Annotated in this window: 21 protein-coding genes; 12 read left to right on the forward strand and 9 right to left on the reverse strand. The window is 72.9% G+C overall.

The window, feature by feature from the left end; all coding sequences use genetic code 11:
* Positions 1 to 488 precede the first annotated feature (488 nt).
* The 5 genes from rpsB (at position 489) to Sm713_RS09260 (ending at position 5145) form a co-directional block, all read left to right on the forward strand.
* Positions 489 to 1424: a 30S ribosomal protein S2 gene (gene rpsB / locus Sm713_RS09240; RefSeq protein ID WP_212909157.1), complete on the forward strand. Its 936-nt coding sequence runs from the start codon at positions 489 to 491 to the stop codon at positions 1422 to 1424.
* Positions 1425 to 1599: 175 nt separating this feature from the next.
* Entirely contained in the window at positions 1600 to 2436 is an 837-nt protein-coding gene (gene tsf / locus Sm713_RS09245; protein WP_212909158.1) for a translation elongation factor Ts, read from the forward strand.
* Between the two features lie 187 nt (positions 2437 to 2623).
* Positions 2624 to 3391, forward strand: coding sequence for a UMP kinase (gene pyrH / locus Sm713_RS09250; protein ID WP_212909159.1), 768 nt, complete (start codon positions 2624 to 2626; stop codon positions 3389 to 3391).
* Between the two features lie 180 nt (positions 3392 to 3571).
* Positions 3572 to 4129: a ribosome recycling factor gene (frr, locus tag Sm713_RS09255; RefSeq protein ID WP_212909160.1), complete on the forward strand. Its 558-nt coding sequence runs from the start codon at positions 3572 to 3574 to the stop codon at positions 4127 to 4129.
* A complete protein-coding gene (locus tag Sm713_RS09260) occupies positions 4129 to 5145 on the forward strand; it encodes a phosphatidate cytidylyltransferase (RefSeq protein WP_212909161.1) in 1017 nt (338 codons plus the stop codon). The genes frr and Sm713_RS09260 overlap by 1 nt, the downstream gene beginning before the upstream one ends.
* A 125-nt stretch (positions 5146 to 5270) precedes the next feature.
* Here Sm713_RS09260 and Sm713_RS09265 read toward each other — a convergent pair whose 3' ends face one another.
* Complete coding sequence (locus Sm713_RS09265) at positions 5271 to 6401, reverse strand: serine hydrolase (RefSeq protein ID WP_212909162.1); 1131 nt, start codon at positions 6399 to 6401, stop codon at positions 5271 to 5273.
* Between the two features lie 300 nt (positions 6402 to 6701).
* Here Sm713_RS09265 and rlmN point away from each other — a divergent pair, with 300 nt between their 5' ends.
* The 5 genes from rlmN (at position 6702) to Sm713_RS09290 (ending at position 13111) form a co-directional block, all read left to right on the forward strand.
* Complete coding sequence (gene rlmN, locus Sm713_RS09270) at positions 6702 to 7829, forward strand: 23S rRNA (adenine(2503)-C(2))-methyltransferase RlmN (protein ID WP_212909163.1); 1128 nt, start codon at positions 6702 to 6704, stop codon at positions 7827 to 7829.
* Positions 7830 to 8155: 326 nt separating this feature from the next.
* Positions 8156 to 9238, forward strand: a complete 1083-nt coding sequence (locus Sm713_RS09275; protein ID WP_212909164.1) for a thiamine ABC transporter substrate binding subunit — start codon at positions 8156 to 8158, stop codon at positions 9236 to 9238.
* Between the two features lie 194 nt (positions 9239 to 9432).
* Positions 9433 to 11040, forward strand: a complete 1608-nt coding sequence (locus Sm713_RS09280) for an iron ABC transporter permease (protein ID WP_212909165.1) — start codon at positions 9433 to 9435, stop codon at positions 11038 to 11040.
* Between the two features lie 147 nt (positions 11041 to 11187).
* A complete protein-coding gene (locus Sm713_RS09285) occupies positions 11188 to 12213 on the forward strand; it encodes an ABC transporter ATP-binding protein (RefSeq protein WP_212911889.1) in 1026 nt (341 codons plus the stop codon).
* 19 nt (positions 12214 to 12232) lie between these two features.
* Positions 12233 to 13111: a maleylpyruvate isomerase family mycothiol-dependent enzyme gene (locus Sm713_RS09290; protein ID WP_212909166.1), complete on the forward strand. Its 879-nt coding sequence runs from the start codon at positions 12233 to 12235 to the stop codon at positions 13109 to 13111.
* Positions 13112 to 13376: 265 nt separating this feature from the next.
* Here the strand turns inward: Sm713_RS09290 and Sm713_RS09295 are convergent, their stop codons facing one another.
* The 4 genes from Sm713_RS09295 to Sm713_RS09310 form a co-directional block, all read right to left on the reverse strand.
* Positions 13377 to 14450: an LOG family protein gene (locus Sm713_RS09295; protein WP_249416544.1), complete on the reverse strand. Its 1074-nt coding sequence runs from the start codon at positions 14448 to 14450 to the stop codon at positions 13377 to 13379.
* A gap of 355 nt (positions 14451 to 14805) precedes the next feature.
* Positions 14806 to 15213, reverse strand: coding sequence for a VOC family protein (locus Sm713_RS09300; RefSeq protein ID WP_212909167.1), 408 nt, complete (start codon positions 15211 to 15213; stop codon positions 14806 to 14808).
* 412 nt (positions 15214 to 15625) lie between these two features.
* Positions 15626 to 16825 (reverse strand): hypothetical protein, encoded by a 1200-nt coding sequence (locus tag Sm713_RS09305; RefSeq protein WP_212909168.1) that lies wholly within the window; start codon positions 16823 to 16825, stop codon positions 15626 to 15628.
* Entirely contained in the window at positions 16807 to 17538 is a 732-nt protein-coding gene (locus Sm713_RS09310; protein WP_212909169.1) for an ABC transporter ATP-binding protein, read from the reverse strand. The genes Sm713_RS09305 and Sm713_RS09310 overlap by 19 nt, the downstream gene beginning before the upstream one ends.
* A gap of 471 nt (positions 17539 to 18009) precedes the next feature.
* Between Sm713_RS09310 and Sm713_RS09315 the strand changes: the two genes are divergently transcribed.
* The gene (locus Sm713_RS09315; protein WP_212909170.1) at positions 18010 to 19467 is read left to right on the forward strand and encodes a gamma-aminobutyraldehyde dehydrogenase; all 1458 of its coding nucleotides are present in this window, start codon (positions 18010 to 18012) and stop codon (positions 19465 to 19467) included.
* 195 nt (positions 19468 to 19662) lie between these two features.
* On the opposite strand, the gene Sm713_RS09320 is transcribed toward Sm713_RS09315, so the two are convergent.
* Together Sm713_RS09320 and Sm713_RS09325 are read right to left on the reverse strand one after the other, a co-directional pair.
* Positions 19663 to 20406 (reverse strand): glycerophosphodiester phosphodiesterase, encoded by a 744-nt coding sequence (locus Sm713_RS09320; RefSeq protein ID WP_249416185.1) that lies wholly within the window; start codon positions 20404 to 20406, stop codon positions 19663 to 19665.
* An 87-nt stretch (positions 20407 to 20493) separates the two neighbouring features.
* On the reverse strand, positions 20494 to 21546 hold the full coding sequence (locus tag Sm713_RS09325; protein ID WP_249416186.1) for an adenosine deaminase: 1053 nt from the start codon (positions 21544 to 21546) through the stop codon (positions 20494 to 20496).
* A gap of 690 nt (positions 21547 to 22236) precedes the next feature.
* Between Sm713_RS09325 and Sm713_RS40235 the strand changes: the two genes are divergently transcribed.
* The gene (locus Sm713_RS40235) at positions 22237 to 22896 is read left to right on the forward strand and encodes a DUF4190 domain-containing protein (protein WP_249416187.1); all 660 of its coding nucleotides are present in this window, start codon (positions 22237 to 22239) and stop codon (positions 22894 to 22896) included.
* 24 nt (positions 22897 to 22920) lie between these two features.
* Here the strand turns inward: Sm713_RS40235 and Sm713_RS40240 are convergent, their stop codons facing one another.
* Positions 22921 to 23442: a phosphatase PAP2 family protein gene (locus Sm713_RS40240; protein WP_249416188.1), complete on the reverse strand. Its 522-nt coding sequence runs from the start codon at positions 23440 to 23442 to the stop codon at positions 22921 to 22923.
* Positions 23443 to 24075: 633 nt separating this feature from the next.
* Entirely contained in the window at positions 24076 to 25410 is a 1335-nt protein-coding gene (gabT, locus tag Sm713_RS09340; RefSeq protein WP_212909174.1) for a 4-aminobutyrate--2-oxoglutarate transaminase, read from the reverse strand.
* Positions 25411 to 25659: the final 249 nt, after the last annotated feature.

Consider the following 25659-nt stretch of genomic DNA (forward strand, 5'->3'; position numbering starts at 1 on the left):
CCCCGCGCACCCCGGCCTCCCGAGCCGCCGGCCCCGTCCCGGCGCGCACCCCCGCGGGCGCCGCCACCGCCACCCCCGCGAACAGCACCGCCACGATCAGCGCCGCGACCAGCCCGGCTGCCCGGCGCCCCCGCATCACCCCTGTTCGGGGCACCCGGCCACGAATCCCCGGCCCCTGTGAAGCCACCTCGTCCCCCGCTCGTCGTCGTACCCGAGCCCAAGGTCGCACGCCGACACGCCCGGGAGGGATCTTGGCCGGGATCTGTGGACTACTCGCCGGTTGTGGACAAGGGCGTCACCCTCCGCGTCAGCGTTCCCGTACACTTCTGGTGGCGATCCGGGTCACCGGGTCGACTTCGCACGCCCCGACATCCCCCTTCATCGGCGATGTCCGCGCTCCTCGGTCCCTCGTGGCACAGCGCGCCGGGGCGTCAGGAGCGACCGCCGTCCGGCGGACGCGACAACCGAGAACCAAGGAGAACACGGCCATGGCCGTCGTCACGATGCGGGAGCTGCTGGAAAGCGGCGTCCACTTCGGTCACCAGACCCGCCGTTGGAACCCGAAGATGAAGCGATTCATCTTCACCGAGCGCAACGGCATCTACATCATCGACCTGCTCCAGTCGCTGTCGTACATCGACCGCGCCTACGAGTTCGTCAAGGAGACCGTCGCCCACGGCGGCACCGTCATGTTCGTCGGGACGAAGAAGCAGGCGCAGGAGGCCATCTCCGAGCAGGCCACCCGCGTCGGCATGCCCTACGTCAACCAGCGCTGGCTGGGCGGCATGCTCACCAACTTCTCGACGGTCTACAAGCGCCTGCAGCGCCTGAAGGAGCTCGAGCAGATCGACTTCGAGGACGTGGCCGCCTCCGGCCTCACCAAGAAGGAGCTCCTGGTCCTCTCCCGCGAGAAGGCCAAGCTGGAGAAGACCCTCGGTGGTATCCGCGAGATGTCCAAGGTGCCCAGCGCCGTTTGGATCGTGGACACCAAGAAGGAGCACATTGCCGTCGGCGAGGCGCGCAAGCTGAACATCCCTGTCGTCGCCATCCTGGACACCAACTGCGACCCCGACGAGGTCGACTACAAGATCCCGGGCAACGACGACGCCATCCGTTCCGTCACGCTGCTCACCCGCGTGATCGCCGACGCCGTCGCCGAGGGCCTCATCGCCCGCTCCGGCGTCGCCACCGGCGACTCCAAGCCGGGTGAGAAGGCCGCCGGCGAGCCGCTGGCCGAGTGGGAGCGTGACCTGCTCGAAGGCGAGAAGAAGGCCGACGAAGCCGGCGCCAAGACCGACGAAGCCGGTGAGAAGGCCGCTGACGCCGCCGAGCAGCCGGCCGCGGACGCGGAGAAGGCCGACGCGGACGCGGAGAAGCCCGCTGCGGACGCCGAGCAGCCGGCCGCGGACGCCGAGCAGGCCTGACGACCGTCCGGTCGCCGGCGACGGGGGCGGCGGCACCGCCAGGCCACCGCCCTCGTCGCCGGCCCCGCGGGCCGGCGTGCTCCCGACGGCCGGGCTCGCGCAGCCCGGCGCCGGGGCCCCGGAGCCCGCACCGGGACCACCGACCTTCCCGACTTCGAGAAAGACACACAGACTGATGGCGAACTACACCACCGCCGACGTCAAGAAGCTCCGCGAGCTGACCGGCGCCGGCATGATGGACTGCAAGAAGGCACTCGACGAGGCCGACGGCAGCGTCGACAAGGCCGTCGAGCTGCTCCGCGTCAAGGGCCAGAAGGGCGTCGCCAAGCGCGAGGGCCGCTCCGCCGAGAACGGCGCCGTGGTCTCCCGCATCGCCGGCGACAACAGCAGCGGTGTCCTGGTCGAGCTGAAGTGCGAGACGGACTTCGTCGCCAAGGGCGAGAAGTTCCAGGCCGTCGCCGGCGCGCTGGCCGATCACGTGGCCGCCACCTCCCCGGCGGACCTCGACGCGCTGCTCGCCTCCGAGATCGAGCCCGGCAAGACCGTCCAGGCCTACGTGGACGAGGCCAACGCCAACCTCGGCGAGAAGATCGTCCTGGACCGTTTCGCGCAGTTCTCCGACGGCTACGTCGCGGCCTACATGCACCGCACGATGCCCGACCTGCCGCCGCAGATCGGCGTGCTGGTCGAGCTCGACAAGGAGAACGCCGAGATCGCCAAGGACGTCGCCCAGCACATCGCCGCCTTCGCGCCGAAGTACCTCTCCCGCGAGGACGTGCCGGCCGAGGTCGTGGAGACCGAGCGCCGCCTGGCCGAGGAGACCTCCCGCAACGAGGGCAAGCCCGAGGCCGCACTGCCGAAGATCGTCGAGGGCCGCGTCAACGGCTTCTTCAAGGAGGTCACCCTCCTCGGCCAGCCGTTCGCCAAGGACAACAAGAAGTCCGTCCAGAAGGTCCTGGACGAGGCCGGTGTCACCCTGAAGCGCTTCACGCGCATCAAGGTCGGCATCTGAGTCCGTCACGGACACGCGGAAGACCCCGCTAGGGTCGACCCAGCAGTCGCCCGCGTACGGCGAACACGCCAGGGGCCGTACGTGACGGACGAACGCAGATCCGACGAGGAGGCCATTGCCGTGCATGGGATGCGGGATCACCCACCGGCAGTGGCCTTCTTCGTCTGCGCACCACAAGGAGATCACCATGACCACCAAGGCCGCCCAGGGCGATCACGGCGATGACGGCAAAGTGCCCGGCCGATTCCTGCTGAAGCTGTCCGGTGAGGCGTTCGCGGGCGGGGGAGGGCTCGGCGTCGACCCCGACGTGGTGCACAAGATCGCTCGCGAGATCGCGGCCGTCGTGCGCGACGGCTCGCAGATCGCCGTCGTCATCGGCGGCGGCAACTTCTTCCGTGGCGCGGAACTGCAACAGCGCGGCATGGACCGGGCCCGCTCCGACTACATGGGCATGCTCGGCACGGTCATGAACTGCCTCGCCCTCCAGGACTTCCTGGAGAAGGAGGACATCGTCTCGCGCGTGCAGACCGCCATCTCCATGGGACAGGTCGCCGAGCCGTACATCCCCCTGAGGGCGGTGCGGCACCTGGAGAAGGGCCGTGTGGTGATCTTCGGCGGCGGGACCGGCATGCCGTACTTCTCCACCGACACCACCGCCGCCCAGCGCGCCCTGGAGATCGACGCGGAGGCCCTGCTGATGGGCAAGAACGGCGTCGACGGCGTCTACGACTCCGATCCCAAGACCAACCCCGACGCGGTGAAGTTCGACGCCCTCGAATACGGCGAGGTCATCACCCGCGACCTCCGGGTCGCCGACGCCACCGCCGTCACGCTCTGCCGCGACAACAGGCTGCCCATCCTCGTTTTCGAACTTCTGAAGGAAGGGAATATCGCGCGGGCGGTCCGGGGTGAGAAGATCGGCACCCTCGTAAGCGATCAGGGCAGCCGGGCCTGACCGAGCCCGCGCCCGGGTACCCGACGTGTGCCCCGGGGAGCCGGGTACGCGGCCGGGAATCGGCCCCCTGGGGGGATGGACAAAGGCCTGCCGGAAGGACACCGTGCAGGCAACAGACACGACGCAGCCGGCCGCAGCCCGTGCGAAGCCGGGCCAGCTCAAGACACGCAGGAGCAAGTGGTGATCGAAGAGACCCTCCTCGAGGCCGAGGAGAAAATGGAGAAGGCCGTCGTGGTCGCCAAGGAGGACTTCGCCGCGATCCGCACGGGCCGTGCGCACCCGGCGATGTTCAACAAGATCGTGGCCGACTACTACGGTGCGATGACCCCGATCAACCAGCTCGCCTCGTTCTCCGTGCCCGAGCCCCGGATGGCCGTGGTGACCCCGTTCGACAAGTCCGCCCTGCGCAACATCGAGCAGGCCATCCGCGACTCCGACCTGGGCGTCAACCCGAGCAACGACGGCCACATCATCCGGGTGGTCTTCCCGGAGCTCACCGAGGAGCGCCGCAAGGAGTTCATCAAGGTCGCCAAGACCAAGGGTGAGGACGCCCGGATCTCGATCCGCTCGGTGCGCCGCAAGGCCAAGGAGGCCATCGACAAGCTGATCAAGGACGGCGAGGTCGGCGAGGACGAGGGCCGCCGCGCGGAGAAGGAGCTCGACGACACCACCGCGAAGTACGTCGCCCAGGTGGACGAGCTGCTCAAGCACAAGGAATCCGAGCTGCTCGAGGTCTGATGAACGACTCATCCTGGGGAGCGCCGTCCCGGACCGGATACGCCGGCCCGCTGCTCCCGACCGAGCCGGGCTCCGCAGAACGGGCAGCACGGACGGGTCCTGCGTACGATGCATTCCGCGAAGTGCCGTCGCAGTCGTCGCAGACCCCGCAGGAGCCCATGCCCAACACTCCCGCGCCCGCCCCGGGCCCGCAGCAGAAGAAGAGCGCCGGCCGTGACCTGGGTGCGGCCATAGGGGTCGGCCTCGGACTCGGCGTGGTGATCCTCGCGGCGCTGTTCGTGGTGAAGGCCGTCTTCGTCGGGGTGATCGTCGCCGCCGTCGTCGTGGGCCTGTGGGAGCTCACCTCGCGGCTGCGGGAGCGCAAGGGCATCAACGCCCCTCTGGTCCCGCTCGTCGTCGGCGGTGCCGCGATGGTGGTGGCCGGGTACGTCCGCGACACCGAGGGCGCATGGGCGGCGGTGGCCCTCACCGCGCTCGCCGTCCTGGTGTGGCGGATGACGCAGCCACCCGAGGGCTACCTCAGGGACGTCACCGCGGGCGTCTTCGCCGCCTTCTACGTGCCGTTCCTCGCGACGTTCGTCGCGCTGCTGCTGAGCGCCGACGACGGGCCGCGGCGGGTGCTCACGTTCCTGATCCTGACGGTCGTCAGCGACACCGGCGCCTACGCCGTCGGCTGGCGCTTCGGGTCGCACAAGCTCGCCCCCCGGATCAGCCCCGGCAAGACCCGCGAGGGACTGATCGGCGCGGTGACCGCCGCGATGATCGCCGGCGCGCTGTGCATGCAGCTGATGATCGACAGGGGCACCTGGTGGCAGGGCCTGCTGCTGGGCCTCGCGGTCGCCGTGTCCGCCACCCTGGGCGACCTCGGCGAGTCGATGATCAAGCGCGATCTTGGCATCAAGGACATGGGCACCGTGCTGCCGGGTCACGGCGGCATCATGGACCGGCTGGACTCCCTGCTGCCGACCGCGCCGGTGGTGTGGCTGCTGATGGTGATCTTCGTCGGAGCGAACTGAGCGGTGACCCCGGCTGGGGCCCGTTGTCCCGCGGGGCAGCGGGCCCTTGGCGTGGGTCGCCGGGCGCCGACCCGCGGAAGCTGAGGCGGGCGGGTACACGGCACACCGAGCGGCCGGTCAGGCGCTCACGAGCACAGCGCCGCCGTCACCGCGTCCTGCACGTCGTCGTCCTGGGCGTCCGGGCCGCCCGGGTCCACGTTGACCATGACCGTGGCCTGGCGGCCGTCCGTCGTGGCGCCGCTCATCGTCTGGAAGCCCAGTATGTCGCCCTGGTGCCCCCAGAAGACGCCACCGCACGGCAGCGACCACTGCTCCAGGCCCAGCCCGTACGCGCCGCCGTCCGAGTGCCCGGTCTGCGTCACGCCCATCATCTCGGCCAGTTCCGCCCGGTGCAGCAGCCGCCCGCTCAGGAGGGCGTCGAGGAACGTCGACATGTCGGAGCCGCTGGAGATCATGTCGCCGGCGCCCGCGGCGGCCGTGGGGTTGAACTCCGTCACGTCGATCGGATCCGCGCCGGCGGCCGTCCGCACGTAGCCGCGCGGGTGCGGTCTCGGGATCGTGACCTCGTCACCGGGCACCGACGTGGAGCCGAGGCCCAGCGGCGTCAGGATGCGCCGCTTGATCTCCGTGCCGTACGGGTGGTGGGTCACCTTCTCGATCAGCATCGAGAGCACCAGGTAGTTGGTGTTGCAGTAGCGGAACTGGCCGGGCGTGTCGGGTTTCACCGGCGGGTGCGCCAGCGGGATCGCGAGCAGGTCGGCGAGATCGTGGTGCGCGTACCGGTCGGCCAGGATGTCCTGCGGCGTGTAGTACTCCAGGATCTCCGGCAGCGTGGTGGTGTGCTGGAGCAGGCTCCGTATGGTGATCTTCCGGCCGTCGTTGCCGTGGCCGCGCACGACGCCGGGCAGGTAGCGCTCCACGTGCGCGTCGAGCGCCACCCTGCCCTGGCCGACGAGTTGCATCACGACCGTCGCGACATACGTCTTGGTCATGCTGCCGATGCGGAAGTCGCTGTCGGCAGGCATCGCCGCGCCGGTCTCCAGATCCGCGACGCCGCTGGTCAGCACGGTGGTCCCGTGCTTGGTGCGCACGTCCGCGAGCGCTCCGGGCGCCCCGTCGTCGCGGGTCAGCCGGTCCAGCGCACGCTGCACCGAGGCGGTGCCGGAGGACCCGGCGAGGGCCCGCGGCGCGACCAGCGCGGACGACGTGACGCTCATGGCAAGGGCTAACGCGACACCCAGTGCCCGCACGGACATGTTCATATGACTCCCTCGGCTCCCTCGGAACGGACGCACGTCGGGGCCGTTGCGGCCCCACCCGCCGTGCTCACTCGTCGCGGCTTCACGGCGCTTTTGGAAGTCAACCGCCCCGCCCGCGACACGACCATGGAGACAACCCCCCACTTGAACTGAGGCTGGCCGCACCCTGCGGTCGCCGGTCGCCGGTCGCCGGTCGCCGGTCGCGGGGCCGACAGCGACCAACCGCTACCGATGACGACCGTCACAAGGGCGATCGGGGCAGGCGCCCATGCCGCTCATGCGACACTGGACGACACCATGCCTGCACCCGGAGAACTCACCTTTGCCGCTCCCCGCGGGGCCAAGAAGCCCCCGCGGCACCTCGCCGACCTCTCGCCCGCCCAGCGGAAGGAGGCCGTTGCCGCGCTCGGGGAGAAGCCGTTCCGTGCCAAGCAGCTCTCGCAGCACTACTTCGCACGCCTGGCGCACGACCCCGGCCAGTGGACCGACATCCCCGCCGCCTCGCGCGGCCGGCTCCGGGACGCGCTGCTGCCCGACCTGATGGCCGTGGTGCGGCACATCAGCTGTGACGGCGACACCACCCGCAAGACCCTGTGGCGGCTCTTCGACGGCACCCTCGTCGAGTCCGTCCTGATGCGCTACCCGGACCGCGTCACCATGTGCATCAGCTCCCAGGCGGGCTGCGGCATGAACTGCCCGTTCTGCGCCACCGGCCAGGCCGGCCTGGACCGCAATCTGTCCACCGCCGAGATCGTCCACCAGATCGTCGACGGCATACGGGCGCTGCGGGACGGCGAGATCGGCGGCGGGGACGCCGGGGGGACGGGCAGCCCCGCGCGGCTGTCCAACATCGTCTTCATGGGCATGGGCGAGCCGCTGGCGAACTACAACCGCGTGATCGGCGCCATCCGCCGCCTCACCGACCCCGAGCCGGACGGCCTCGGCCTGTCGCAGCGCGGGATCACCGTCTCCACCGTCGGCCTGGTGCCCGCCATGCACCGGTTCGCCGACGAGGGCTTCAGCTGCCGCCTCGCCGTGTCGCTGCACGCGCCCGACGACGAGCTCCGCGACACGCTCGTGCCCGTGAACACCCGCTGGAGGGTCCGGGAGGTGCTCGACGCGGCATGGGAGTACGCGGCGAAGTCCGGCCGCCGGGTCTCCATCGAGTACGCCCTCATCCGGGACATCAACGACCAGGCCTGGCGCGGCGACCGGCTCGGCCGGCTGCTCAAGGGCAAGCGGGCCCACGTGAACCTCATCCCGCTCAACCCCACCCCCGGCTCCAAGTGGACCGCGTCACGTCCCGAGGACCAGGACGCCTTCGTCGCCGCCATCGCGGCCCACGGCGTGCCCGTCACGGTCCGCGACACCCGTGGCCAGGAGATCGAGGGTGCCTGTGGACAACTCGCGGGTGCCGAGCGCTGAACTTGTACGCTGACTCCGTACACATGCCCGCACGACACACAACTGCACTATTCCGACAGGGGAGCGCCACAGCGCTGAGAGTGCGGCACGCGTGGACACCTCCGGGTGCTCCGGGCGCGCTGCCGCAGACCCTCTGAACCTCGCCGTCGGGGGCACGGGTGCGCTTCGCGGCGCCCCGCGCTCCGGGTAGGAAGTTCGGTCACCACTCCAGCTGTTGGGCCCCGCCATCGCCCCGGGACGGGGCTGCCCCGAAGAGCGGGGAGCCGGCCCCGCGGGGCCCTGGCGGCGGGGCCGCGTCTTCTCCTGGTCAGACCAGGAGGAATCCAGTGAGCACCATCAAGAAGGCCGCGCTCGTCGCGCTGGCCACCGGACTGGGCATCGGCGCGCTCGGCGCCTGCTCGGACTCCGGCAGCGGGTCATCGGGATCGGACTCCAAGACCGTGACCCTCGTCTCCCACGACTCCTTCGCCGCGTCCGCGAGCGTGCTCAAGGCGTTCGAGAAGACCTCCGGCTACCGGGTCAAGGTGCTCAAGGACGGCGACGCCGGCGAGGCCGTCAACAAAGCCATCCTTACCAAGGACAACCCCCAGGGCGACGTCTTCTTCGGCGTCGACAACACCCTGCTGAGCCGGGCGCTCGACAACCACCTCTTCGAGCCCTACCAGGCCGCCGGCCTCAACCAGGTCCGCCCCGAGTCCCTGCCCGGCCACGACCACGCGGTCACCCCGATCGACACCGGAGAGATCTGCGTCAACTACGACAAGGCCTACTTCACCTCCCACCACGTGAAGCCCCCGGCGACCTTCGCCGACCTCACAGAGCCGGCCTACCGGAACCTCCTCGTCACCGAGAACGCCTCGACCTCCTCGCCCGGCCTCGGCTTCCTGCTCGGCAGCGCAGCCCGGTACGGCGGCAAGGGCTGGCCCGCCTACTGGACGAAGCTCAAGGGCAACGGCGTGAAGGTCGTCGACACCTGGGAGCAGGCGTACAACGAGGAGTTCTCCGGCTCGGCCGGCGGAAAGAAGGCCGGCGGCGACCGCCCCCTCGTCGTCTCCTACGCCTCGTCGCCGCCCGCCGAGGCGATCTACGCGCACCCCCAGCCCAGGACCGCGCCGACCGGCGTCGCCACCGGCACCTGCTTCCGCCAGATCGAGTACGCCGGCCTGCTCGCCCACGCGAAGAACCCCAAGGGCGGCAAGGCCCTGATCGACTTCCTCATATCCACCAGGTTCCAGGACGACATGCCGCTGAACATGTTCGTCGACCCGGTCAACGAGAAGGCGCAGGCGCCCGCCGACTACCGGAAGTACGCCGTGCGGGTCGCCACCCCGCAGACGATGCCGCCCGACGAGATCGCGCAGCACCGTGACGAGTGGGTCAGGACATGGACGTCCCTCGTTCTGAAGTGACGGACGACAGTCAGGGCGGCCGCGGGTCCGGTGCGGATGGGGCACCTCTTCAGAACGGGGTGAGCCTCCAGGGTGGGTCGCCCCTCCAGGACGGGGCGTGCCTCCGGCCTTCGGGTGCCGGCGGGCGGCGCCCCTGCACGCGCCTGGCGGGCGGGCCCCGCGCCCGGCGGGCCGGTGCCCTGCGCCTCGGCCTGATGGTGCTGCCCGTCGCGTTCTTCGCGGTCTTCTTCGCCTACCCGCTCGTCGAGATCGTGGCGCGCGGCCTGCGGGACGGCGGTGCGTGGCACGCCGGGCGGATCGGCGAGGTGCTCACCGGACCCGGGACCGGGCACGTGCTCTGGTTCACCGTCTGGCAGGCTCTCGCGTCCACCGCCCTCACCCTGGTGCTCGCCCTGCCGGGCGCCTACGCCTTCGCCCGGCTCGACTTCCCGGGCAAGCGGCTGCTGCGCGCCGTGGTCACCGTCCCGTTCGTGCTGCCCACGGTCGTGGCGGGCAGTGCCTTCCTGGCGCTGCTCGGCCGCGGCGGCCTGCTCGACCAGCTGTGGGGCGTCCGCCTGGACACCACCGTGTGGGCCATCCTCCTCGCGCACGTCTTCTTCAACTACGCCGTCGTCGTCCGCACCGTCGGCGGCCTGTGGGGCCAGCTCGACCCCCGTCAGGAGGAAGCCGCACGGGTGCTCGGCGCCTCGCGGGCGGCGGCCTGGCGCACCGTCACCCTGCCCGCGCTGGCGCCGGCCGTGGCCGCGGCCGGCCTCATCGTGTTCCTGTTCACCTTCACGTCCTTCGGGATCGTGCAGATCCTCGGCGGCCCCACCTTCTCCACGATCGAGGTGGAGATCTACCGGCAGACGGCCGAGCTGTTCGACCTGCCGGCCGCAGCCGTGCTCACCCTGCTGCAACTCGTCGCCGTCGGCGCCATCCTCGCCGTGCACGCCGTCACGGTCCGGCGCCGCGAACGCGCCCTGCATCTCGTGGACGCGGCGGGCACCGCCCAGCGGCCCCGCGGCGCCGCGCAGTGGGCCCTGCTCGGCGGCGTCCTCGCCACCGTCGGCCTGCTGCTCCTGCTGCCGCTCGGGGTCCTCGTCGAACGCTCCCTGCACACCGCCGGCGGCTACGGCCTCGCCTACTACCGGGCGCTGGCCTCCGCGGACAGCGGCGCCTTCCTGGTACCGCCGATCGACGCCGTCGCCAACTCCCTGGAGTACGCGCTCGCCGCCACCGCCATCGCCCTGGTGATCGGCGGGCTCGCCGCGGCGGCGCTCAGCCGGCGCGCCGGGGCGCTGCTGCGCGGGTTCGACGCGCTGCTGATGCTGCCGCTCGGGGTGTCCGCCGTCACCGTCGGCTTCGGCTTCCTCATCACGCTCGACCGGCCCCCGCTCGACCTGCGGTCGTCATGGATCCTCGTGCCGCTCGCACAGGCCCTCGTCGGCGCCCCCTTCGTGGTGCGCACCATGCTGCCCGTGCTGCGCGCCGTGGACGACCGGCTGCGCCAGGCCGCGGCCGTGCTCGGCGCGTCGCCCCTGCGGGTCTGGCGCGAGGTGGACCTGCCGATGGTGCGCAGGGCCCTGCTCACGGCCGCGGGATTCGCGTTCGCCGTCTCGCTCGGCGAGTTCGGCGCCACCGTCTTCATAGCCCGGCCCGACCAGCCCACCCTGCCCGTGGCCGTGGCCCGGCTGCTGGGCCGGGCGGGCGACCTGAACTACGGGCAGGCCATGGCGCTCTCGGTGGTGCTGATGGTGGTCTGCGCGCTGGCGCTGCTGCTGCTCGAACGCGTCAGGACCGACCACACGGGAGAGTTCTAGATGCCCACGGAAGAGTCGCGGACGGCCGCGGGAGAGCCGCGGAAGCCCAGGGAAGAGTCGCGGACGGACGCGGGAGAGTTCCGCATGCTCACGGAGGAACCGCGGACGGACACGGAAGAACCGCGGACGGACGCGGGAGAGCCGCGCATGCTCACGCTCGACGCCGCCACCGTCCGGTTCGGCAGGGCCGCGCGGCCCGCGCTGGACGGGGTGGACCTCACGGTCGCCGAGCACGAGATCGTGTGCGTGCTGGGCCCCAGCGGCAGCGGCAAGTCGACGCTGCTGCGGGCCGTCGCCGGTCTCCAGCCGCTCGACTCGGGACGGGTGCTGCTGGCCGGCGGCGACCAGCGTGACGTGCCCCCGCACCGGCGCGGCGTCGGCCTGATGTTCCAGGACCACCAGCTCTTCCCGGGGCGCGACGTCGGCGGCAACGTCGCCTTCGGGCTCCGGATGCACGGCGTGCCGCGCCGCGAGCGGGACGAGCGCGTCGCCCGGCTGCTGGAGCTGGTCGGACTGCCCGGAGCCGAGCGACGCGCGGTGACTTCGCTCTCCGGCGGCGAGCAGCAGCGGGTCGCGCTGGCCCGCGCGCTCGCGCCCAGGCCCCGGCTGCTGATGCTGGACGAGCCCCTGGGCCAGCTCGACCGCACCCTGCGCGAACGCCTCGTGGTGGAGCTGCGGGAACTCTTCGGGGAACTGGGCACCACCGTGCTCGCCGTCACCCACGACCAGGGCGAGGCCTTCGCGCTCGCCGACCGGGTCGTGATCATGCGGGACGGCGGCATCGCCCAGTCGGGCACGCCCCTGACGGTGTGGCAGCGGCCCGCCGACGCGTTCGTGGCCCGCTTCCTCGGCTTCGAGAACGTCGTCGACGCGCGGGTCACCGGCGAGGTCGCCGAGACCCCGTGGGGCAAGCTGCCGGTCCCGGTCGGCACCCCGGAGGGCGGGTGCCGCCTGCTGGTCCGCCCGACGGGCGTGCGCCTGGTGCCGGTCGCGGACGGCCTGGCCTGCACGGTCACGGCCCGTACGTTCCGCGGCAGCCACGTCGCCGTCCGGCTCGCCCCGCGCGGCGACGGCCCCCGCCTGGAGGCGGCCCGTCCGCTCGCGGACGCGCCGGAGACCGGGGCCGAGGTGGGCGTGGTGTTCGACGCCGCGGACATCGTCGTGCTGCCGTGACCGCGCGTAGGGTGCGTGCATGACACTTCCGGACGGTGAGCTGCGCGCGGCGCGGCTCGCGAACGGGCTCGGCCACGAGCGGTACTGCGCCGAGGTGGTCGAACAGACCCGGCTCCTGCGGGAGGCGCTGACCGGCGGGACCGACCTCGCGGCACCGGTTCCGACCTGCCCCGGATGGACCCTGGACGACCTGGTGCGGCACGTTGGCGGGGCCTTGCGCTGGGTCGAGCTGATGGTCCGCACCCAGGCACCGGAGGACGTTCCGGACGGCAGCGTGCCCGGTGCCGGCGGCCCCGACGAGGAGGGCCCCGAGGCACTCGACGACTGGCTCGCCGAGACCGCCGAGATGGCGGCCGAGACGCTGCGCGCCGCCGGGGCCGAGGCCGACGTGTGGAGCTGGTCCCCGGACCGGACCGCGGGCTTCTGGGCCCGCCGCATGACCCACGAGCTGGTCATCCACCGCGCCGACGCGTCCCTCGCCGCCGGCCTGCCGTACGCGGTGGCACCCGAGGTGGCCGCCGACGCACTCGACGAGTGGCTGGACGTCGTGCGCTTCAAGCAGAGCACGGTCGCCCCGGGCAGCGGCGCCGGTGTCGTCCCCGAGGACGGCGCGGGCCGTTCCCTGCTCCTGGACGCCACCGACGCCCCACCCGGCCTGGACGCCGAGTGGGTCATCCGGCTGGACAAGGACGACTTCACCTGGAGCCGCGGCCGGGGCGGTGCCCACGGCGCCTCGGACGCGACGGCGGCCCCGGCGGCCGATGTCGCGCTGCGGGGGCCGCTCACCGAGGTGCTGCTCGCCTTCTACCGGAGACGGTCGTTGGACGACGGGCGCCTGAGCGTGGCGGGGGAGCGGGGGCTACTGGACTTCTGGCTCGAACGGGCGTCGTTCGGCTGAGGGCGACGCTCCCGCTGCGGTGAGGGTGGAAGAGGTGCCCCCTCACCGCCCGCAAGGCGGGGCAGCCCCAGCTGGATGTGGCCTCGCACCGCGTGCGCGGAAGCAGCCTCGCCGGAGGCAGCCAGGAGCGCGGGCAACTGCACGCCCAACCCAGGCGACGGAAGAGCCTGCCCGGAGCCGCCGAGCCGCCGGGCCGAGGCGAACGCCGATCCCCCCGTGCCCAGCCCAGGCCAGCAGGGGCTGACCCGGGCCGACAGGCCCGCCCTCAGGCCATCCGGGCCAGCGCCTCGGGCGCCTCGTCCACGGAGTCCACGAGCGCGATCCGGTGCTCCATCGACCGCTCACGGGCCAGCGCCTGGAGCAGGGGCCAGGCGGGCAGGTGCTCGGTCCAGTGGGCGCGGTCGACGAGCACCATGGGGGTGGGCTCGCCGCGCGACTCGTAGTAGTTGGGCGTGGCGTTGTCGAAGATCTCCTGGACCGTGCCCGCGGCGCCGGGCAGGAAGACCACGCCGGCGTTGGAGCGGGCGAGCAGGCCGTCCTCGCGCAGGGCGTTGGCGAAGTACTTGGCGATGTGCGCCGCGAACGCGTTCGGCGGCTCGTGCCCGTAGAACCAGGTGGGGATGCCTATCGAGGCGCCCCCCTCGGGCCAGCGCGAGCGTATCTCGAAGGCGACCCTGGCCCACTCCGTCACCGACGGGCGGAACGACGGCGCCTTGCCGAGCAGGTCCAGCGACTCCGCCAGCATGGCGTCCTCGAAGGGGGCCGCGTAGGCGCCGAAGTTGGCCGCCTCCATGGCGCCCGGACCGCCGCCCGTCGCCACGGTGAACCCGGCCCTGGCGAGGGTCCTGCCGAGGCGGGCGGCGCCCGCGTAGGCGTCCGTGCCGCGCGCCATGGCGTGGCCGCCCATCACGCCCACCACGCGCGCGCCCACGACGAGCTCGTCCAGGGCGTCCGAGACGGAGTCGTCGTGCACGGCCCGCAGCATCGACGAGAAGATGTCGCCGTCGGAGCCGGTCCGCCGGAACCACGCGTACGCGCGCGCGTCCGGCGTCGTCTCGTAGCCCTCGGAGATCCCCTGGAAGAGCTCGTCGGGCGTGTACAGCAGCCCGCGGTACGGATCGAACGGGAGGCCGGGCACGGGCGGGAAGACCAGCGCTCCCGCGGCGCGCACGGTCGCCGCAGCCTCCGGGTCCATCGGGCAGCCGAGGAAGACGGCGCCCGACACCTCGGCGGTCAGCAGCGCGTCCGTGCGGTCCGTCAGGTCGACGCCCTGGACGCGGTATCCGGTCAGGGCGGGGCTCGCCGCCAGCACCGAGTCGAACTCGGCGAGCGTCTCGATCTCGTAGTCGGTCTCGTAGGCGGTGCTCTCCGCGGGGTCGGCGACGGGCGGCGGCCCGGCCTGCGAGGGCACGGAGGGCGACGGCGCGGCGGCGGGGCTGGTCTCAGAAGTCGGCTGCACGCGCCCATGCTAGGGAGCGGACCGGTCCACGGGCCCCCGGGGTCGCGAGCGGATCCCGACGGTACGGGGTTCCGGGTCCAGGACGGACGCCGGACGCCTTGCGCGGGCCGGAGGCCGGAGGGGGACGGGCGCGGCACGCGCGCGATGCGGACGGTGGACGGACGCCGGCGGGTCCCCTCCGCCCGCCGGTGCCCGTCCCGCGACCCGCTGCACGCGCGTGCCGAGCCCGTCCCGTTCAGCCCTGTACCGCCGCGGGATCCATCCACATGACCTCCCAGGTGTGGCCGTCCGGGTCGTCGAAGGCACGGCCGTACATGAAGCCCATGTCCTGCGTCTTGCCGGACGCGGTGCCGCCGAGCGAGATCGCCCGGTCCACCAGTTCGTCGACCTTCTCGCGGGCCGGGGAGTTCAGGCAGATCAGCACCTCGGAGGTGGTGGTGGCGTCCGCGACGGGCTTGTCGGTGAACTCCTGGTACCGCTCCTTGGCCAGCAGCATCGCGACGATGGTGTCGCTGATCACCACGCAGGCGCAGTCGTCAGTCGTGAACTGCTCGTTCAGGGTGTAGCCGAGCTCCGTGAAGAACTTCTTGCTGCGGTCGACGTCGCTCACGGGCAGATTCACGAAGATCATCTGCTGGTACACGGGGTCCCTCCCGGGATGTCGCTGTGCGCCCCCGCGCCGGTCCCCGCGCGCACGCGCGGCCGGTGCGGAACGGCCTTACGGGGTGGTGGACCGTTCGGCCGTCGGGAACTCATCGCTCCCGGGCGAAGAAGCACCTACGGGTCCCGAAAGCTCGCGGGGAGAGAGCCCCGAAAAGCCACAGGGAACGCCTGAGGGACCAGGAACTTGAGAGGCCAAGAACTTGCGGGAGCCAAGAACCTGAGGGGCCAAGAACCTGAGAGGCCAAGAACCTGAGGGGCCAAGAACCTGAGAGGCCAAGAACCTGAAGGACCAGGAAACAGGGAGGATCCGAGGACCGGAGCAGGCGCCGAAAACGCCCGGTGAGCGGGCCCGATGCCCCGCCTCGACCCTCCAGCGGGACAGCCGCCCCGCCTCAGCCCCCCAGCGGGACCGCCGCCAGCGCGGAAACCCCCCAGGTCAGCGGGAGGAACACGGCCAGCAGGGCCGCCGCGCGCAGGGCCACAGCCGTGCGCAGTACGCGGGCGGGCGCGCCGAGCCGCAGCAGGGCCGCCGTCGTCTCGGCGCGGGACCTGCGCACCTCCAGGGCGGCCATCAGCAGGGTGGCGAACGCGCACCCCGCGACGATCACCGCCCCGAGCAGGCTCAGCGGCCCGGTGCCCGGCTGTTTCCGGTCGTACAGCGTGACGGCCGCGTAGCCGCCCGACACCACGGCGCACACCACGCCGAGCGGCCGGCCGAGCCGCCGTGCCTCCTGCTGGAGGATGCGCCCCGCGAGCAGCCGCAGCGCGCTGGGCCTGGCCGACTGGAGCAGCCGGCCCGCGAGATGGGTGAGGGCCGGCCCGGCCAGTGCGAGGCCGAGCGCCGTCAGGCCCCAGCCGAACAGGACGCCCAGGGAGCCGTGGGCCAGGCCGTTCGGCAGCGGCAGCCCGTCCGAGGGCTTCTTGGCCTTCTCGGTGCCGCCCGCCGCCCACAACTCGGCGGCGAAGCCGGCGGCGAGGAGCGCGACGCCCGTGGCCAGACCCGCGGGGCGCCTCGCGGGCGCCGGCGGGCGGTCGGCGTTCTCCGGGTCCTCGGGATCCCCGGGGTCCTGGCGGCCGCGACCGGGACGGGGCCGCAGCACGAGGGCGCTGACACCGGCGGCGGCCAGTGGAACCGGCACGAGCAGGGTGAGCACGGCGGCCAGCGGCAGCGTCCGGTCCGCGGCGAGCAGCCCGTCGGCGGCGCCGTGGAACGGCAGACCGCCCAGGTTCCCGCGCAGGTCGAGGAAGAGCAGCAGCGCGAGCAGCGACCCCAGGGCGCAGTAGAGCCCTGCGGAGAGCGCGGAGAGCACCGTGAGCCGGGCCGGCCCGAGGCCGACCGCGAACAGCGCGGACCGTGCCCCGGTACCGGGGTCGCTGCGGGCGACGGCGACGGCGAGGCCCACCGTCGCCACCAGCGGGGCCAGGCACCACAGCAGCCTGAAGAGGGCGTTCGCCGGCGTCCCCGGGTGGCCCAGCGCGTATCCGAGGGTGCACAGCAGCAGAAGGCCGGTGCCGCCCGCGGCGAGCACCACCAGCAGCCTGCGGAACTGGACGGCGGGACGGGCCCCGCGGGCTAGACGGAGAGCGAGCACGCGGCCTCGCCCTCCGCCCCGGCGCCGTAGGGCAGCCCTCCGGTGGCCCGCCCGTCGAGGAGCGACATCGAACGGTCGGCGAGCGCGGCCGTCCGCGTCTCCGAGGTGGCCAGCACCACCGTGATGCCACGCGCGCGTGCCGCGGTCAGCACCGTGCGCAGGACGTGGTCGTGGTCGGCGTGGTGCAGCGGGGCGGTCGGCTCGTCCGCGAAGAGCACCGTGGGGCTGGCGACCAGGGCGCGGGCCACGGCCACCCGCTGCCGCTGCGCCTGGCTGAGGGCGTACGGGCGCTTGCGCGCGCAGTGGGCGATGTCCAGGTGGCCCAGCCACTCCAGGGCGGCGGCGCGGGCCGTGCGGTGCGCGGTGCCGCCCAGCAGCAGGGGCAGCGCGGCGTTCTCCCAGGCGGTCAGCTCGGGCACGAGACCGGGGCGGGGGCCGACCCAGCCGAACCGCTCGCGGCGCAGCCGCTCCCGTGCCGCCTGCCCCAGGGTGTGCACGCCGGTGTTGCGGAACCACACCTCGCCCTTGTCCGGTACGAGCTGTCCGGACAGGCACCGCAGAAGGGTCGTCTTGCCACTGCCGCGGGGGCCGCTGACCGCCAGGATCTCGCCGTCCAGCACCCCGAGGGAGACCTCGGCGAGTGCGGGGGAGCCGTGGTACGTGACGTTCAGGGCATGGGCCTTGAGCACGTCGTTGTCCGGCGGGGCCTCCATGGCGAACACCTCAGTTTCCGGTCACAGCCGTCATTCCACCCGAAACGGCGTGAACTTAACACGCATCCGCCGCCGCGCCCGGCAGCTCCGCGGCCGTCCCTCCCCCGTCCGGCCCAGCTCACACGGGTCAGCGCCGCGCAACCGCGGGCACCGCCGCCTCACCCGAAAGAGGGGCCGAGTCCGGCCGGGCGGCCCGCGCCGGGCGCGGCCTTCCCGGGCAGCGTCCGTGCCGGCCCTCCACCGCGGTGCGCGCGGCTCACGCCCCGGGGCCCGCTGGGCATACGACTAGGGTGGAGCCCGCGGGCGTCTCACACCGTGGACACTCCGCACCCGCACACCCGCACAACCCGAAAGCGCGCGCCCGAGCACCTGGCGGCGCGCGCCTGAGCACGAGCACCTGAGGGCGCGCACCTGGAACGGCGCGTGCACCTGACCAACTGGACATCTGGGCATCCGACAGGAGGGCCGGCCATGACCACCGAACTGCGTCCGCTGCGCACGCTACGGAATTACATCGACGGCGAGTTCCGCGAGGCCGCGGACGGGCGCACCACCGAGGTCGTCAATCCGGCCACGGGCGAGGCCTACGCCACCGCGCCGCTGTCCGGCACGGCGGACGTCGACGCCGCCATGGCCGCCGCGGAGGCCGCGTTCCCCGCGTGGCGCGACCTGATCCCCGCCGAACGGCAGAAGGCGCTGCTGAAGATCGCCGACGCGTTCGAGGAGCGCGCCGAGGACCTGATCGCCGCCGAGGTCGAGAACACCGGCAAGCCCGTCGGCCTCACCCGCACCGAAGAGATCCCGCCCATGGTCGACCAGATCCGGTTCTTCGCCGGCGCGGCCCGGATGCTGGAGGGGCGCTCGGGCGGCGAGTACATGGAGGGGCTGACGTCGTTCGTGCGGCGCGAGCCCATCGGGGTCTGCGCGCAGGTCGCGCCCTGGAACTACCCCATGATGATGGCGGTGTGGAAGTTCGCTCCCGCGCTTGCGGCCGGGAACACCGTGGTGCTGAAGCCCTCCGACACCACGCCCGCGTCCACCGTCCTGATGGCCGAGATCATCGGCTCGATCGTGCCGAAGGGCGTCTTCAACGTGATCACGGGCGACCGGGACACCGGCCGCCTGATGGTGGAGCACCCGACCCCCGCCATGGCCTCCGTCACCGGCTCGGTACGGGCCGGCCGGGAGGTCGCGGGCGCCGCGGCGCGGGACCTCAAGCGGGTCCACCTTGAGCTGGGCGGCAAGGCCCCGGTGGTGGTCTTCGACGACCTCGACGCCGCGGCCCTCGCCAAGGCCGTCGAGGACATCGCCGTGGCCGGCTTCTTCAACGCCGGCCAGGACTGCACCGCCGCGACCCGCGTCCTGGTGCACGAGAGCATCCACGACGAGTTCGTCCGGGCGCTCGCCAAGACCGCCGCCGAGACGAAGACCGGGCAGCCCGACGACGAGGACGTGCTCTACGGGCCGCTCAACAACGCGAACCAGCTCGCGCAGGTCAGCGGGTTCATCGACCGGCTGCCCGCGCACGCCAAGGTCGAGGCGGGCGGCCAGCGGATCGGCGACAAGGGCTACTTCTACGCGCCGACCGTGGTCTCCGGGCTCAAGCAGGACGACGAGATCGTCCAGCAGGAGGTCTTCGGCCCCGTCATCACCGTCCAGCCCTTCACGGACGAGGCCGAGGCCGTCGCGTACGCGAACGGAGTCGAGTACGGGCTCGCGTCCTCGGTGTGGACGAAGGACCACGGGCGCGCGATGCGGATGTCCAAGACGCTCGACTTCGGCTGCGTCTGGATCAACACCCACATCCCGCTGGTCGCGGAGATGCCGCACGGCGGCTTCAAGAAGTCCGGCTACGGCAAGGATCTGTCCGCCTACGGCTTCGAGGACTACACGCGCGTCAAGCACGTGATGACGTCACTGGAGTTCTGAGGGGGCCGAGGGGTCTCCGCGACGGAACCCGCTGGCAGGGTGCATCGGTCCTGCCCGCGGGGCCGGAGCGGCCCCGGCGGCCGGCCGGGGAGCGGCCCGTGGACGGCTGACGAGCGGCGCGCGGGTGGACGCGCCGGGGTCGCAGGCGCACGGACGGGTGGGTGGCCACGGGGCAGGTCGTACGCCCGCGCCCGGCTAGCCGGCGTCGCCGCGGGGCGTCCGCAGCGCGTGCAGCACGTCGACGCGGTTGGTCGTGATGCCGTCCACGCCCATGGCCAGCAGCCTCCGCATCGACCTGCCGGTGTCCGGCGTCCACACGGACAGCAGCAGACCGGCCGCGTGCACATGGTCCGCCAGGTCCCGGCTCACCAGGCCGAAGCGGTAGTTGAGCCAGCGCGGCGCCACCGCGTCGAGCAGCACGGGACGGGGCGCGGCGAGGGTGGTCCAGGTGAGGGCGATCTCGGCGTCCCGGTCCGCCGCGCGCACCGAAAGCATGGCCTGGGCGGCCCCGGTGTAGTACACCCGATCCCCGGCCCCGCGGTCGCGCACCACCGCCACCACCCGGGACACCGCGGCCTTCGAGGCGCCCGGCAGGTCGATCAGCACCCGGGCCCCGGCGTCCCGCTCCGCCACCGCGTCGAGGGCCTCGGCCAGCGTGGGCACTCCGCCCTCCGTCACCTCCGCGACCTCGGCCGCGGTGAGAGCAGCCAAGGGGGCCTCGTGCCCCCACAGCCGCTCCAGGGTGTCGTCGTGAAGCAGCACCGGAACGCCGTCGCGTGTCACCCGGACGTCGATCTCGACCGCGTCCGCACCCCGGCCGAGCGCGGAGCGCAGCGACGGCACGGTGTTCTCGCGGAAACGGTAGGGATCGCCGCGGTGGGCGACGGCGGTCACGGTGTGCGCGGGCTGAGCGGGCGGAGTGGGTTGCATGGGCTGCATGGGCCCATTGTGGTCCGTCGGGCCGGGGCGGCCTCGCCCCGCCGCCGTTCGCGGCGCGGGGCTCCGGCCCGAGGCCGCGTCCGCCGCTCAGGCAGTGGCCGTGGCCGTCGCCGCCTGCGGCCAGGCCGCGGTGTACGCGTCGATCTCCGCGGAGATCGCGGCCTTGCCCGCCGGGTCCAGGAACGACGCCTCGACCGCGTTCTTCGCGAGCGCGGCCACCCCCTGCTCGTCCAGGCCGAGCAGCCGCGCCGCGACCTCGTACTCGCTGTTGAGGTCGGTGCCGAACATCGGCGGGTCGTCCGAGTTGACGGTGACCAGCACGCCGGCGTCCACCAGGGCCTTGATCGGGTGCTCCTCCAGGGTGCGCACCGCGCGCGTGGCGATGTTCGAGGTCGGGCAGACCTCCAGCGGGATCCGGTGCTCGGCGAGGTGCGCGAGGAGCTTCTCGTCCTGCGCCGCGGCGATGCCGTGCCCGATGCGCTCGGCCCGCAGCTCGCGCAGCGCGTCCCAGACGGTCTCGGGCCCGGTGGTCTCCCCGGCGTGCGGAACGGAGCGCAGGCCCGCCGCGATCGCCCGGTCGAAGTACGGCTTGAACTGCGGGCGCGGCACCCCCACCTCGGGGCCGCCGAGCCCGAACGACACCAGGCCCTCCGGCCGCAGCTCCTCCGTCACCGCCAGGCGCGCGGTGACCTCGGCGGCGGCGAGTCCCGCCTCGCCGGGGATGTCGAAGCACCAGCGCAGCACGGTGCCGAAGTCCGCCTCGGCGGCCGTCCGCGCGTCCTCGATGGCCGCCATGAAGGCACGTTCGTCCATGCCGCGGCTGACCGACGAGTACGGGGTCACGGTCAGCTCGGCGTAGCGCACGTTCTGCCGGCTCATGTCCCGTGCGATCTCGTACGTCAGCAGGCGGACGTCCTCCGGCGTGCGGATCACGTCGACGACCGACAGGTAGACCTCGATGAAGTGCGCGAAGTCCGTGAACGTGAAGTACTCGGCGAGCGCCTCGGGGTCGGACGGCACCTTGGTGCCCGGGTGGCGGGCTGCGAGGGCGGCGACGATGCGGGGGGAGGCGGAGCCCACGTGGTGCACGTGCAGTTCGGCCTTGGGCAGTCCGGCGATGAAGGCGTGCAGGTCGGTCAAGGTCCCTCCCCGGGAAGGGCGCCCGCTCCGGGCGCGGTGATCGGCTGATCGGTGGTGCCGGCTCATCGTAGGCGGCCCACTCACCTGCGGCGGATACGGCCCGTAGCATGACGGGACGAGCGAGAGGGGTTGCAGCCCATGCCAGAGGGAGCACAGCCCGCGGGGGGCCCGGGGGAGCAGGGGGAGCCCGTGGACGGTCCTGCGGAGCGGGACGGATCCGGGGCACCGCCGGAGCGCGGACCGTCCCTGGAGAAGCCGCCCGCCGCGGCGACGCCGTCCCCGCGGGACGCCGAGCCCGGCGCATCGGCGCACGGTGCCGGTGCCCAGGATGGGGGTGGCCCCGTGCACGGCGCCACGCCGCCCCCGCCCGCCCCGCCGGCCCCGGGACGGTTCCAGCAGCCAGGATCTCCAACCCCGTCGCCCGCCCCGGCGCCTCCCGGCGCACATCCTTGGGCCGCCCCGCACCAACCCACCGGTCAGGGAAGTCAGGGACCGGGAGTCCCATCCGGGCCCGCCGGTGAGGGCGCAGGGGCTCCGCAGTACCCCGCCCCGCACCCGTCCGAGGCCCCGGACCAGCCGCCGGGCCGGCCGTCGCCGTCCTCCGCCGGGCAGCAGTCCCCCTGGTCGCCGCAGCAGGGGTATCCCGCACCTCAGGGCCCTACCGCACCGCAGCAGCACGCCGGGCCCGATGTGCACGGCCAGCAGACGATCGCCGGCAGCCCGCCGCCCGGCGGCGGCACCGCCGCACCCGGCTTCCCGGGGCCCCGTCCGCCGGCCGACGTGTCCGGTGCCGTCCCGCCCCCGCCCATCGCCCCGACGGGCCCCGGCGGCTACGGCTTCCCGGGCCAGGCCGGTTACCCCGGCTACTCGGGCTATTCCGGCTACCCGGGAGGCCCGACGGCCGGACCCGGCGCACCGGGCGGCTACCCCGGATACCAGATGGGCCCCGGCTATCCGGGGAGCTACCCCGGATACGGCTGGCCCGGCATGGGCATGCCGCAGAACGGCCAGGGCACCGCGGCCCTGGTGCTGGGCATCCTCGCCGTGTGCCTCTTCTGGCTCTACGGCGTGATCTCCCTCGTCCTCGGCGTCCTCGCGATGGTCTTCGGTGTGAAGGGCCGCAGACGCGTCAGGCGGGGAGAGGCCACCAACGGCGGGCAGGCGCAGGCCGGTTTCGTGCTGGGCATCATCGGGCTCGTCCTCGGGGCGTTCGTGGTGATCGCCATCGCCTTCGCGATAGCCGAGAGCGGCGCCGACAGCGATGGCGGCAGCGACAGCGGTTACGGCTACTCGGCAGCATCGCCGGCCCCGGATCACCGGCCGGCCCCCGCACACGGGCGGGGGCGCTGAACGGGCGGCCCGAAACGCCCCCGGCTACCGCCCCCGGGAGGCCCCAGCGGAGGCACCCGACAGCCGCACGCCGCCGCCCCACACCCCCAGCAGGGCCCAGCACAGCAGCCAGCTCCCGAGCACGTCCAGCGGCCAGTGGTAGCCCCGCACCACCAGGCCCGCGCCGATGGCCGCGTTGAGGACGAGCACGCCCGCGAGTAGCAGCCGGCGGTGCGCGCGGCGGCGCAGGGACGGCAGGAGCAGCAGCGCCGCCAGGCCGTAGGCCACCACGGCGGTGGCCGCGTGGCCCGAGGGGAAGTAGCCGCCGGGATCCGCGCCGGGCGGCCCCGCCCGACCTACGGCTGCCTTGAGGGGAGCGACCAGGGCGGGCACCACGGCCATCGCCAGGGCAGCCGCGAGCGGTGGCAGCCACCAGCGGGGCAGACCCCCGCGGCGGTCGCGCAGCGCGGCGTGGGCGAGTGCCAGGGCGAGTACCGGGACCGCGACCGAGGCGTTCCCGAGGTCGGCGAGGAGTTCGGCGAGCGGGCGGGGGAGTCCGCCGCGCATGGCGTGGCCGAGGCGCTGGTCGGCGTGGCACAGCGGGCCGTCGAGGGCGATCTGCCAGGTGACCAGGGCGAACAGCAGCAGTGCCAGACATGTGGACGGCCACCCCGGAACAGGGGGGATGGTTTCGGGGTGGCCGTTCTGATCGGTTTGCCGCGCGCCCCGGGGGGTTTGGGGCGGGCGGCCATCCGATCGGTGAGGAGTTCCGGGACCAGAAGCCCCGGTAATGTGCGCGAGGGCACAGCCGGAAGGCGGCTGGGGAGGCCACGATCCGGAACCGCCCGCAGTCCCCTGTGGGCGGGGTGTCTCTCTCATCTACAGAGAACGTACGACAGCGGACGTGTACTCCGACAGCCCGAACGGCAACCCGTCATTGCCCTCCCACACCTTCTTCACAGCGTCTGACAGCCCCTCCGGCTCCGCCCGGAAGACCCCCGGCGGGCCGCCGGGTACCGGGCCCCGCGCGAAGGGCCGCGACCGGCCGCGACCGGCCGGACACCACCCGACACGGTGCGGGACCCGAAGGCGGCCGACCCCCGGACGACCGGGGCGCCGGCCGCGGCGCCGGCCGCGGGGGCGGCGGGACCCGTACCAGGACCCCTCGTTCGACCTGCGTACCGCCTCGTACCAGGCCCCTCAGAGGTCCGCGAGGGCCTGCTCGAGGATGTCCAGACCCTCGTTCAGCAGGTGCTCGGGGATCACCAGCGGCGGCAGGAACCGCACCACGTTGCTGTAGGTGCCCGTGGTCAGCACCACCAGCCCCGCCGCGTGGCAGGCCTTGGCCAGCTTGGCGGTGGCCTCCGGTGCGGGCTCCTTGGTCGTGCGGTCCTTCACCAGCTCGATGGCGAGCATCGCGCCACGGCCGCGGACGTCCCCGATGACGTCGTACTTCTCCTTGAGCGCCGTCAGCCGGGGCTTCATGATCTCGCCGATCCGGCGGGCACGGGCGGCCAGGTCGAGCTCCTTCATGGTCTCGATCGAGCCCAGCGCGGCCGCGCAGGCCACCGGGTTGCCGCCGTAGGTGCCGCCCAGGCCGCCGCTGTGCGCGGCGTCCATGATCTCGGCGCGGCCGGTGACCGCGGCGAGCGGCAGGCCGCCCGCGATGCCCTTCGCCGTGGTGACCAGGTCGGGAACGATGCCCTCGTCCTCGCACGCGAACCACTGGCCGGTGCGGCAGAAGCCGGACTGGATCTCGTCGGCCACGAAGACGATGCCGTGCTCCGTCGCGAACTCCCGCAGCGCCGGCAGGTACCCCTTCGCGGGCTCGATGAAGCCGCCCTCGCCGAGCACCGGCTCCACGATGATCGCGGCGACGTTCTCGGGGCCGATCTGCTTGGTGATCTCGTCGATGGCCTGCGCCGCGGCCTTGGGACCGCAGTTCTCCGGGCCGGTCGGCCAGCGGTAGCCGTAGGCCACCGGCACCCGGTAGACCTCCGGCGCGAAGGGGCCGAAGCCGTCCTTGTACGGCATGTTCTTGGCGGTCAGCGCCATCGTCAGGTTGGTGCGGCCGTGGAAGGCGTGGTCGACGACCACGACCGCCTGCCGCTTGGTGTACGAGCGGGCGATCTTGACGGCGTTCTCCACGGCCTCGGCGCCCGAGTTGAAGAGCACCGACTTCTTCGGGTGGTCCCCCGGGGTCAGCTCGGCGAGCCGCTCGGCGACCTCCACGTACGGCTCGTAGGGCGTGACCATGAAACAGGTGTGGGTGAAGTCGGCGAGCTGCGCGGTGGCGCGCCGGACGACGGCCTCGGCGGAGACGCCCACCGAGGTGACGGCGATCCCCGCGCCGAAGTCGATCAGCCGGTTGCCGTCCACGTCCTCAAGGATGCCGCCGGCGGCACGGGCCGCGAAGACGGGCATCACGGAGCCCACACCCGCCGCGACCGCGGCGGCACGTCGGGCCTGAAGCTCCTGCGACTTGGGGCCGGGGATGGCGGTGACGAGACGGCGCTCCTGCGGAAGTGCGGTCATGAGGGGGCTCCTGTGAGGTGGTGCGGACGCTGCCTGTGCGGTTGTTCGGCTTCCGTCGTCTTCTGGTTCGTCGTCTTCCGGTTCGACGGGTTGAGATTGGACGGGTTCAGATTCGACGAGTTCGGATTCGACGGGTTGTGACTCGACGCCTCTCCGCCGTCTCCGGTCGGACGACTCTGCCGGTTTCCGGTCCCCGCTTCTTCTCCCGTGCCCTCCGTGTCCTGCGGGTATGACCGGTCCCTTTCGCAG

This window comes from Streptomyces sp. TS71-3 (assembly GCF_018327685.1).
GTDB lineage: Bacteria > Actinomycetota > Actinomycetes > Streptomycetales > Streptomycetaceae > Streptomyces.